Source organism: Cupriavidus sp. 8B, from assembly GCF_054589115.1.
This window is the reverse complement of sequence record NZ_BAAILO010000123.1, coordinates 23318-33704: the sequence shown is the minus strand read 5'-3', so window position 1 is coordinate 33704 and position 10387 is coordinate 23318. Positions and strand designations below refer to the sequence as shown.

At 59.3% G+C, this 10387-nt stretch carries 11 protein-coding genes and 1 pseudogene; 7 read left to right on the top strand and 5 right to left on the bottom strand.

Annotated features, from left to right (window positions below; all coding sequences use genetic code 11):
• The coding region (locus ACYP5B_RS12990) for a porin (RefSeq protein WP_459569893.1) at positions 1-625 on the top strand (625 nt) is incomplete at its 5' end.
• Positions 626-793: 168 nt separating this feature from the next.
• The gene (locus ACYP5B_RS12985) at positions 794-1300 is read left to right on the top strand and encodes a GlcG/HbpS family heme-binding protein (protein ID WP_400097027.1); all 507 of its coding nucleotides are present in this window, start codon (positions 794-796) and stop codon (positions 1298-1300) included.
• A 66-nt stretch (positions 1301-1366) separates the two neighbouring features.
• On the opposite strand, the gene ACYP5B_RS12980 is transcribed toward ACYP5B_RS12985, so the two are convergent.
• Positions 1367-2140 (bottom strand): alpha/beta fold hydrolase, encoded by a 774-nt coding sequence (locus ACYP5B_RS12980; protein ID WP_459569892.1) that lies wholly within the window; start codon positions 2138-2140, stop codon positions 1367-1369.
• A gap of 243 nt (positions 2141-2383) precedes the next feature.
• Between ACYP5B_RS12980 and ACYP5B_RS12975 the strand changes: the two genes are divergently transcribed.
• The 3 genes from ACYP5B_RS12975 to ACYP5B_RS12965 all read left to right on the top strand — a co-directional run bounded on the left by ACYP5B_RS12975 (position 2384) and on the right by ACYP5B_RS12965 (position 5299).
• Complete coding sequence (locus ACYP5B_RS12975; RefSeq protein WP_459569891.1) at positions 2384-3406, top strand: Bug family tripartite tricarboxylate transporter substrate binding protein; 1023 nt, start codon at positions 2384-2386, stop codon at positions 3404-3406.
• A gap of 83 nt (positions 3407-3489) precedes the next feature.
• A complete protein-coding gene (locus ACYP5B_RS12970; RefSeq protein WP_459569896.1) occupies positions 3490-4086 on the top strand; it encodes a c-type cytochrome in 597 nt (198 codons plus the stop codon).
• Positions 4087-4150: 64 nt separating this feature from the next.
• A complete protein-coding gene (locus ACYP5B_RS12965) occupies positions 4151-5299 on the top strand; it encodes an acetamidase/formamidase family protein (protein ID WP_400097032.1) in 1149 nt (382 codons plus the stop codon).
• A 27-nt stretch (positions 5300-5326) separates the two neighbouring features.
• On the opposite strand, the gene ACYP5B_RS12960 is transcribed toward ACYP5B_RS12965, so the two are convergent.
• Positions 5327-6181 (bottom strand): helix-turn-helix transcriptional regulator, encoded by an 855-nt coding sequence (locus ACYP5B_RS12960; RefSeq protein WP_400097033.1) that lies wholly within the window; start codon positions 6179-6181, stop codon positions 5327-5329.
• A 215-nt stretch (positions 6182-6396) separates the two neighbouring features.
• Between ACYP5B_RS12960 and ACYP5B_RS12955 the strand changes: the two genes are divergently transcribed.
• Positions 6397-7557 carry an alpha/beta hydrolase family protein gene (locus tag ACYP5B_RS12955; protein ID WP_318235141.1) on the top strand — a complete coding sequence of 387 codons (1161 nt, stop codon included), beginning with the start codon at positions 6397-6399 and terminating at the stop codon, positions 7555-7557.
• Positions 7558-7959: 402 nt separating this feature from the next.
• Here ACYP5B_RS12955 and ACYP5B_RS12950 read toward each other — a convergent pair whose 3' ends face one another.
• Together ACYP5B_RS12950 and ACYP5B_RS12945 are read right to left on the bottom strand one after the other, a co-directional pair.
• On the bottom strand, positions 7960-8226 hold the full coding sequence (locus tag ACYP5B_RS12950; protein ID WP_459569890.1) for a hypothetical protein: 267 nt from the start codon (positions 8224-8226) through the stop codon (positions 7960-7962).
• Between the two features lie 143 nt (positions 8227-8369).
• The gene (locus ACYP5B_RS12945; protein WP_459569889.1) at positions 8370-8798 is read right to left on the bottom strand and encodes an NUDIX hydrolase; all 429 of its coding nucleotides are present in this window, start codon (positions 8796-8798) and stop codon (positions 8370-8372) included.
• Positions 8799-9005: 207 nt separating this feature from the next.
• Here ACYP5B_RS12945 and ACYP5B_RS12940 point away from each other — a divergent pair.
• A pseudogene (locus tag ACYP5B_RS12940) lies at positions 9006-9173 on the top strand (IS110 family transposase); the annotation flags it as partial.
• A 110-nt stretch (positions 9174-9283) separates the two neighbouring features.
• On the opposite strand, the gene ACYP5B_RS12935 reads toward ACYP5B_RS12940, so the two are convergent.
• A complete protein-coding gene (locus tag ACYP5B_RS12935) occupies positions 9284-10333 on the bottom strand; it encodes a D-cysteine desulfhydrase (RefSeq protein ID WP_400097038.1) in 1050 nt (349 codons plus the stop codon).
• Positions 10334-10387 lie beyond the last annotated feature (54 nt).

The window sequence follows — 10387 nt, the reverse complement described above, 5'->3', positions numbered from 1 at the left end:
CGGCCCCGCGGGCAGTAGCCTTACTGCCCGCGCCGACAATTCCATCCGGTATGAGAGCCCCGAGCTGGCGGGCTTTCAAGCTAGTCTGATTTATTCGCTCGGGGCCGAGCGCACCGCGCCACCGCGCGACGCTGACTGGCTGAAGGCGGTCGGACTTACCTATGGCAGAGGGCCGCTCTGGCTCGGCCTGGCCTATGAGAGAACCTACAGCATTGGCGGCGTCGCGGATGCCGATCGGGACGAGCGTGCAATCGGGGGAACGTATGAGTTCCCGTGGTTGAAGGTATTCGTCAACGGGCGTCAGGCAACACGTTGGAATCCGGGGCAGGCTACGATCAAGGACCGCGGCTACCATGTCGGCGTTTCCGTACCTGTGGGTCCAAGCGGGCTGGTGCTGCTGGCGTATGGCATGCAGCGCACGGTTGGTACGTCGAACCGGGGCGACCAGGCATCCCTGGGCTACCAACATAATCTGTCCAAGCGCACGACACTATACGCAAATGCCAGCAAGATCTGGAACAAGGGTCAGGCCAACTACACGTTCTCAAACTTCCCCAATGACGTTTCACCCGCTGGTGCATCCAACCCGCAGGGCGTGATGTTTGGCATGCGCCAACTGTTCTGATGCAAAGATTGGACGATCTGATAAAACACTGTTCGCAGCTGGGGCGATAGTTTGCCCTGGCGTGGCCGACTGGGCGATACCTCCTGCAGCCGCCCATTCGGCCTTTGCGAGTTCTTATGCTGGTCGGCTGCTCCCTTCTGCAGCCTTGCCCGTTGGGGAAGACGAACGATGCGATACCTAGTGCTGGTGGCGGCTGCATTGCAGCTGTGCGGCTCCCTTCCGGCTTGCGCAGAGCAAGCAGTACAAGGAAAGGGACTTGGCCTGGAAACAGCCAGTCATCTCGTTAGTGCCGCGGCGCAGTTCGCCGGGCAGAAGAAGACACCCGTCAGCATTGTCGTCGTGGATGCCGCAGGCCACTTCGTGACTGGCGTGCGGATGGACGGAGCCCCGTTTGCGACATTCGATGTCGCTCGCGGCAAGGCGTTGGCGACAGCGGCCACCGGCGGAGCATCTGGTGCCGAACTGGCCCAGCGCTATCGAGCCAATCCTATTGTCTTCGGGCAGATGAGTTCCCTCGTCTATGGTGGTCCTCTTTTTCCGTCGCAAGGCTCGCTCGGGATCTATATCGGCGGTCAATTGGCTGGTGCTGTTGGCGTCAGCGGGGGGCCGTCAGACATGGACGAGGAGGCGGGCAGGCGTGGCATCGCCGCGATCGGTGCAACGGAAACCCCATAGGGGCAGACGTTGCGAATCCCGTCTTCGGGTAAGTCGCCGGCCGTTCAGTGGCCGGCGCTTCTCGCCTCAGATCCTGCCAGCCAAACCGGCAAGAAAGCCCTCGACTCGCGTGGCCAAATCGACTGGCGCTTCGTTCATGGGGTAGTGACCCGCATTACCAATGACCTCGATTTCCGCATTCAGAAACAACCTGCCGTAGGTCTCTTCCATTAACGCCGCGGTCAGCGACGGATCATGTTCCCCGACCAGCACCAGTGTGGGAATTTCGATGCCCGCAATTCGCCCCGACAGGTCGGTGTCTGCCCATGCCTGAAAGTAGGCGGCAAACGCCGCGACCTCGGAGTGCTCGATGGAATCCTGTGCCATTCGCGCGAGCCATGCCCGCCCAAGCCGGTTACCCGTGGTGGTATCGATGATCCCGATTCTGGCTTCCACGCTGCGGGCGGCGCTCTCGAACAGCGTTCGCGTGGAAGCATCGAACTCGACAGGTGTCGGTGGAACAGGTGTGATACCCACCATTGCCGTAATGCGCTCGGGGGCAAGGACGGAGACGGCCTGCATGGCCTTCCCACCCATCGAATGGCCGAGCAATGCGAAGCGGTCCCATCCAAGCCCATCTGCAAGGGCCAACGTGTCCTTGGCAATTTCGCCAATGCTGAAGGTGCCTTCACGATCGCGACGGGATCCATAGCCCCGATAGTCGATGAAAGCATAGGTGAAGGTCTCCACATCGATTTCACCTGGAAAGTGTCCCCAGCTTCGCGCATGACCAAACCAGCCATGCAAGGCGATGACATGTATAGGTCCATGGCCAACTAAAACGAGGTCTTTCGTATCCATTTGTCTTCCCTTTCTTGATGGACGGATCTCAATCCTGCACCAGGAGTCGTTGCATGCGATCGCACCCGACGCATTTTGCGGAGGATTCGGTAAATGTCCGGGACAGCCTGCCAGGCAAAAATGATGGACTTCCTGGTAAATGGCTAGTCGGTAAGGAAAACGCCATTCCGTCGGATCGGTAAAGTAGGGAGCAAGACGTAACCGGTGCGTACTGGCATCACGAAATCAAGGAGACATGATCATATGTTGAGTCTTAATACCCCGGCGCTTCGGGTGGCATCAGCCAGGCTAGCCATACTTGCAAGTCTGGCCGCCGCAATGCTCGGAGTCCTGCCTGGCAGTGAGAGCGCGGCATCAGCGGCCGAACCTGCGTCGGCAAGCTGGAAGCCTGCAAAGCCCGTTACCTTCATCGTTCCCTTCCCTCCAGCCGGCATCAATGACGTGCTGGCCAGAACGCTGGCGCAGCGGTTGTCGAATGTGCTCGGCCAACCCGTCGTGGTTGAGAACAGGCCCGGCGCAAGTGGAAACATCGGTGCCGAGGCAATCGTGCGAGCCGCACCAGACGGGCAGACGATTGGAATTCTCAACAGCATTCATGCGGTCAACGCCGCCTTCTACAGGAAGCTTCCATATAACGTCACGCGTGATCTGACACCCGTGGCCCCGCTTGGGGAATCTCCGCTGGTACTGGTGACCAATCCACACACGCCATACAAGTCTGTTCCCGAGCTGATTGCGTTTGCCAAGGCAAATCCAGGCAAGGTGAATTACGGAGGACCCACGAGCTACCCGCTCGAGATGATCAAGACGATGGCTGGCGTGGACATCACCAATATTCCGTACAAGGGTAGCGGTCCAACCATCAATGACATGATTGCAGGCCACATTGATCTGGCAACCGGCCCGTTGCTGGAGTACATGCCGCATGTGAAGTCCGGCAAGTTGCGGCTGCTCGCAGTCGGGACACCAAGTCGCCTGAAGTCCATGCCTGATGTGCCGACGATTGCCGAAGCCATCCCGGGTTACGACATCACGGTCTGGTATGGATTGTTCGCGCCCAAGGGTACTCCCGCGCCGGTCATAGAACGGTTGCGCGAAGCAACCAGGAACGTCATGAATGATCCTGAAGTTCGCAAATACATGGCTGAACTGAGTGTGGACATCACTTTCAGCCAGTCTGGCTCCAACGCCTTATCCAGTCGCTTGTCCAGCGAGACCGAGCGCGCCAGGGGAATTGTCGCCAAAACGGGCGCCTATCTGAATTGAGCCAGTCAATCTTCCGAGGGGACATCATTGTGAGACGCCGTCCGACACGCCGAACCCACGCTGCCTTGATCGCGGCCTTGCTTGTGCTCATCTCACAGGCCCGGGGTGAACCTGAATCCGGAGCACGGGACCTGTCGGATGCACGGCGTGTTGCAGAGCAGGTATGTGCGGCGTGCCACGGCGTCGGCGGTCAAAGCAACCAAGGGGCGTATCCCAGCCTCGCGGGACAGAATGCGGACTATCTGCTTAAGCAGATGCGGCAATTCAAGGGGACCGCTGGTGAGAAGCCGCTACGTAACAACGAAGTGATGCGCGCAGTGATGGAACCCTTTAATGACAATGAAATGCAGAATCTCGCCCGCTATTTCAGTCATCGGCCGCCAGCACGAAGCCAACCAGTCTCAGCGGACCTGGTCGAGCCTGGTCGCGTGATCTATTGGAAGGGTAATCCAGCAAATGGATTGCCGGCGTGTGTCTCTTGCCATCGGCCCGGCGGTGAGGGTATTGCTCCCGATTTTCCGAGGATCGGTGGTCAGCAATCCGAGTACGTGGAGAAGCAGCTGCATGCATGGAGGACGGGCTTGCGAGGCGGACCGGGGAAGTTGATGAGCCTGATCGTGCCATTGATGAGCGATGGAGAGATCGAGGCTGTTGCTCAGTACGTCGCGCAACTTCAATGAGCCGGAAAGCCGGCGATCAGGTGAAAACCAGAGATTCAGATTCTCAGAAGGAGGAGCACAAAAGATGTTGATCGACAGAAGGCAACTACTGAAGGCGGCAGCCGTCGCAGGAATCGGTGTGGGATCGGCAAAGACAATGGCCCAGGCATCCGTCACAGCGCCGCCCGAGGGAAATGCGTTGGCGGACAATGCGGTTGGTTCCCCACTTCCGGTACGCAAGCCAGGCAGGATTCATCGTATCGTTTCGACATCGGAGACCGTGAGAGTCGGCATACTGGATCCGAAGGTCGCGCCAGTAGCAACAGTCGAATCGGGTGATCTGGTCGCATACCCGAATACCTGGGTGAACTGGGCCAATGGCGCCAGGTACGGCATGAGCTTTGAGGAGCGGGAACCCGTGCGCAAGCGGTTTCCGCAAGGACCCTACTCGAACATTGGTCCGGTCGAAGTCAAGGGGGCCATGCCTGGAGACGTGATTGAATGTCACATGGTCCGGTTGCGCCCGATTGGGTGGGGCTGGAACTCGGCGCCCAAAGGGGTAGGCGCGCTGCCGAACGACTTTAGCAAACCATACCTGCGCTACTTTGAGTTTGACGAGTCGCGCAAGTACACAGAATTCGCGCCGGGCATTCGTATCAGGCTCGCCCCGTTTCAAGGCGTCATGGCAGTCCAGCCCGCTTCAGACGAGCCCGTCAGCGGTATCCTCAGCGGACCGTATGGCGGCAACCTGGTGTTGCGAGAACTCGTCGAGGGAACCTCGTTGTTTTTGCCGGTGCAGCGCCCGGGCGGGATGGTCTGGACAGGAGACTCTCATGCGGCGCAAGGCGATGGCGTAGTCAATCAGACTGCGATTGAAACCGCGATGGAGGACATGCAGATCCAATACTTTCTGCACAAGCGAAATGCCCTCGCCCTGCCAATGGCAGAGACGCCTTCACATTGGATTGCGTTGGGATTCGGCAAGAACCTGGATGATGCCCTGACGGCGTGTTTGCGACACATGATCAGCTGGTTGAGCGAAGCTTCCGGCATGGACACGCAGGATGTCTACTCGCTCGCCAGTATCGCCGCGAACTTCCGGATTACCCAGTATTCGAACCAGACGGCTAGCAATTACACTTCCATCCCGGCCAAGACCGTGCATGGGATGCTTCCGAAATCAGTGTTCGAACCCCGAATCAGGCAGAAGATCTCGGATTCACTGCGATCCTGACAGCCTGTTGCAGATGGCTGGCGCGCACTACTGCCCGGACTGCACGCCAGCGACTATGCCCGTACGACGGAATTCCGACGGGCTGATCCCCAGATGCTGGACGAAGAAGCGCGTGAAGTGGCTTTGTGCGCTAAAGCCCAGCTGGTGCGAAACTTCGCCGATGCTCGTGTGACGCTCTGTCAGCAGCCGGGTGGCAAGGCCCACGCGAACCCAGTCGAGGTACTGCTGGGGCGAGATCCCCATGCAAGCCTTGAACTGATCAAACAGACGGCTTCGCGACATGCCCACTGCATTCGCCACGGTTTCTACATTCGGGTTCTCCCATGCATGGTTCCGAATGAACTCCGCCGCGCGTTTGATTCGATAGTCAAGCGGCTTTGATGTGGCCAGGATCTCGGTCATGGAACGAAGCTTGGCATATCGTGCCGAGATTGCTCTTACCAGTTGGGCCACGGCCTCCTCGCAGCTTGTGGTCGCATTGGTTTCACCGTGCGTGAGGCAGCCGCTGAGCGCGGCGAGTGCCGTCGCTATCTCGCCATCCACTCCAGCGGCGAGCTCCCTGAACTGCAGACCGGTTGCTGCGTTCTCAATATCCAGGGTGGTTCCAAGCCAGCCGGGGTCGAGCAGGAGCGCCAGCAGGAGGGACCGTTCGGGGCCTTGATCCAGTTTGGCGTGTGTCGACCATGGATTGATCAGCAGTGCGCGGTCGTCAGACACCGTGACCGTGCTGTCGTCCACCTTGAAGAGAGCGTCCGAGCCGCCCAGCTTGAAAATCAGATGAAACTCGGCGTGAGCGTGTGCGACAAGCGCCTCTTCGATCAGATGAAGCGTGGCGCGTCCGAAACTGCCATGAACGATGCGAATGAGCCGGTCCTTGGCCATTGATGTGTCTCCTGAATCCTCGTTGGTGTGCCTTCGCCATCTTGGGACGATTGGGTAACCGGGGGGATGCTTTGGTTATGCTGATAATTTAGTGTGCGTTTAAAGTTTAACCGTCGAAGCGATTCCTGGGCAAGACGGAAATAGTAATGCTGTTAAATAGATAGAGCATTACGGATTGTGCGGTATTTAAAAATGCGTTATTAATTGGAGGAACTATGTTTCAGTATTTTCCCGGCAACTATATGTGGTCGCTCTCGGTGCTGCGCTGCATGGCGGGCGGTGGCATCTTTGGAGAGATAGATTGGGTCTGCCGCAATCTGCACGAAGCTTCGAAAGCCGGTGCCGCGGGTGATACCGAGGCGTGGCACAAGGCGTGGCACACGCTTTCCGAACAAGTCGAAGGCGTAGCGCGGGATGCGGCGGGCAAGGGGCACTCGGTCACCGCGCGGGAGGCTTATTTCCGCGCCGCGCAGTACTACCAATGGACGGAAGCGTTCCTGGATCCGGACGATGCACGTGCGCCAATTTATTATGGCAAGCATCTTGATTGTTTCAGGGAATTTGCCGAGCTTAGTTCCCCGCAGGTCGAGATTCTTGATATTCCGTTCGAGAATTCGGCTATCACGGCATACTTCGTCAAAGCCCAGAACGTGACCGGTCGGGCGCCCACGGTGTTGTTGCACGACGGCCTCGACGGCACCAAGGAGGAAATGTTCTACGTTGCACGTGCGCTCGCTGCGCGCGGCATCAATTGCCTTGGCTTTGACGGCCCGGGTCAGGGCGCCACCCTTCGGGTGAAGGGTCTCGTAGCGCGGCATGACTCCGAAGTGGCCCTGTCGGCAGTGGTCGACTATGTATCGGGCAGGGACGATGTGGACGCGGATCGCATCGGGTTGATGGCGGCCTCGATGGGAGGCTACTACGCTCCGCGCGCCGTTTGCTTCGAGAAGCGGATCAAGGCTTGCGTGGCATGGGCGGCCATCTATGACTACTACGCTTGCTGGCAGCGCCGTGTCGGATATGAAAAGGGCGCCGGCATCCAGCAACTCGATGCCAATGCCGCGCTGGGCACCACCGGCAAGCATTTCCTCCGGATCATGGGCGTGCAGACCTGGGACCAGGCCTTCGAGAAGCTTGAGAAGTTTCGCCTGAAGGGGGTCGCCTCCAACATTACTTGCGACTTCCTGATCGTTCATGGCGAACACGACCGGCAAACGCCACTCATCGAGGCGCAGGAATTGTTCGCCGAGGCGAGCTCCCGCCACAAGGAGCTGCGCGTCTATACCGAAGCAGAAGGCGGCGCCGCGCATGTCCAGCTCGACCGGCCAGAACCTGCCCTGAGCTTGATCTGCGACTGGTTTATCGAGCGGCTTTGAGCGCGATCCGCGCTTCGGCACCCCTCGCCTAGCAAGCCTCACGAGCCGGCATACAGGCCATGTATGCCGGCTCCAAGCGCCCGGAGCGGACCGCACGCACCTGCGATGCCAATGCGCGGCAGGGCTGGCGGGTGGCCACGGATGCGCTATGTATGAGGACTTACCCATGAGGCGGTTACCTTAGTATTGCAAACGTTTGCAAAGAGGCCATGATACCTTCGGATTCGCTGGAGTGTTCTGGGGTAAGCACTAGTTGCGGGCATATTTGTGGATTCGTCGACACTCCGCTGACCAGCTTCCGAAGCGTTGTCCCGGCGCATTGGCGAGATCGGCTGCAACTCTCCGGCCACAGAGGTGCTGCATCGGCCACGTTTGGCGCAGACAGGAGACCCCGGCAGCCATTCACACATTCCCGGCTTTGGCGGCCGCGGCCTGCAACACCCTGGTGAAATACTCAGGTGGTTGACCGCCGCTCACGCGATGCTTGCCAATGACGACCGAAGGCACCGAGTGGATGCCGTCCGGCTGTGCCTGCAGTTCCTGCGCTACGACCTCCGCTTCGTCCGCCGTGCCGCTCAGGTATTCGCGTACCTGTTCCAAGGCATGCGACGAGCGGCAGGGGAGTTCTGCGTCTCCATGACCATCGCCTTTCAAGCGACGGGAGGTCAAGTCTGCGCTCCTCTGCATGGTCGCTGTCCGACCCTAAAGGCTCTAAAGGGACATTCCGCTTTCTGAACAGCGGACATTAGTAGAGGTTATTTACAACTGCGGAATCGAGGACAGCACCTTCGTCATGCGGGTATGCGGACCACTCACGCCGACGTAGTTAGCGTTCCGATTCGCACACGAATCTCGCGTAAAGCCGATTGAAAGAGGGGGTGGCATAGTTCGGGAAAGTCCCGCTGCAGCGGGTGCCAATAAAATTCAAACATGTGGCCGCCGTCGTCGCTAGTCTCGAAGGTCCACTCGTCACGCAATTTCGCCCCTGACTCGCACAGTTGGAAAGACCAGATTTGTTCCTGATAGGAAGCGTTCCAAAGACCGAGATCTGAAACCACGTGAGCGTCGCAAATCCCTGACTCTTCACAGAGCTCGCGAATTGCCGCCTCCGGCGGAGACTCACCCTGCTCAATGGTGCCCTTTACCAACTGGTAGCCTGCGGCGGGATGCTTGAATGCGAGGATATGTACGATACCGTGACGACTGCGCAAAACAATCGGGCACGCTTTTGTTGCGGTCATGTGACTCCTTGAATAGATTCCTTAAGAAAACTTGCTGTGTCAACGCCGATCGCCAAACAGGGCAGACCTTGAACCGGTACTGGACACGATATCTTCGTAGGTACTCGCCGTGAGAGTCTTCTCTAACAGGTCGGGGTGAGATTGAAGAAATTCGGAAAGCTTGGCTGGATAGCTGCTCGTAAATCGAATCAGTTCCATGGTATTTGGAATCAGCTCGCGCGCATGGTGTACTTCATGCTGACCCGCGGTGAGGCCTTCGTCGACCGGGGCCAGCAGCACTACGAAGAACAGCAGCGCCAACGCGCCATCGCCGCGCTCCGGCGTCGCGCGACTGCCCTCGGTTTCCAGATCACCCCAGCCGCTCAGCTAGCTTGAAAAACCGTGCTGCCCTAATTGTTTCTCATGAGTAGCGACGCCGCCTACCGATGTTGCGGCCCGTTACCTTCAACGTAACAGCGCCCCGACGAGATCTAGTGTGCCATCGATCAGAACGCAGACGTCGTTGGGATCGTCGTAGCCGCTGTCCGTATTTCCATGTCGATTGCATTGCGATACGCAAACAACGCCGGCGCACCTCCGGTATGCAGGAACAACACCGGGCCATCGCCGGTAAAGCGCCGGCGCGCGACACCATCGAGCAGGCCGGCCATCGCCTTCCCCGTATAAACGGGATCGAGCAACACCCCTTCGGTACCGGCCAGGATGCGGATGGCCTCCAGCCCAGCCTGGTTGGGTTCACCATAGCGAGGCGCGAAGTACTCGTCCCACAGCTCGACTTTCAGCCCTGCCGGCACCTCGACATCGAGCAGCGCAGCAGTACCTTCGATCAGCCCAGCCACCTTCGGCGTTTGCGCCGCGACGCTGCGCGACACGGTAACGCCGACGACCGGTGTATCCGGCATCGCGTGTGCGAGCGCTAACGCAAGCCCGCCATGGGTTCCGGCACTGCCGGACGCTAGCACGACCGCCGAGAATGCAAGACCCATCGCTTCGGCTTGCTGGGCCAACTCCAGGCCGGCACGTACATACCCCAATGCCCCCAGCGGATTGGACCCGCCGATTGGAATGACATAGGGCCTGTGCCCCTCGCTACGCAGCCGTTCCGCAAGGGCTTGCAACTGTGCGTCGGCGTTGTCGAGACTCGCAACTGGCTCGGCCTGCGCGTCGAACAGATCGAGCAGCAGGCGGTTGCCGCTGTGCAGGTAGTCGCCGTCTGCCGTGCCGGTCGGGTTTTCCAGCAAAGCGCTGCAGCGTAGCCCAAGACGGGCCGCCAGCGCGGCCGTCTGCCGGACATGGTTCGACTGTATGGCTCCGGCCGTTACCAGCGTATCGGCGCCCTGGCGCAAGGCGTCAGCCGCCAGGAACTCAAGCTTGCGCAGTTTGTTTCCGCCAAACGCAAGTGGCGTGGTGTCATCCCGCTTGATGTAGATATCGCGCCCGAGCATCCCGGACAGGCGATCAAGCTTTTGCAGGGGCGTGGCCGCGCCGACCAGATCGAGGCGGGAAAAGGAGGCAAGGTGATCCGAGATCTTCATGATTTCGACTTTGGGGGAGGTGGACCAAGACGGGGCGGCGGCGGGCGTTGTCAG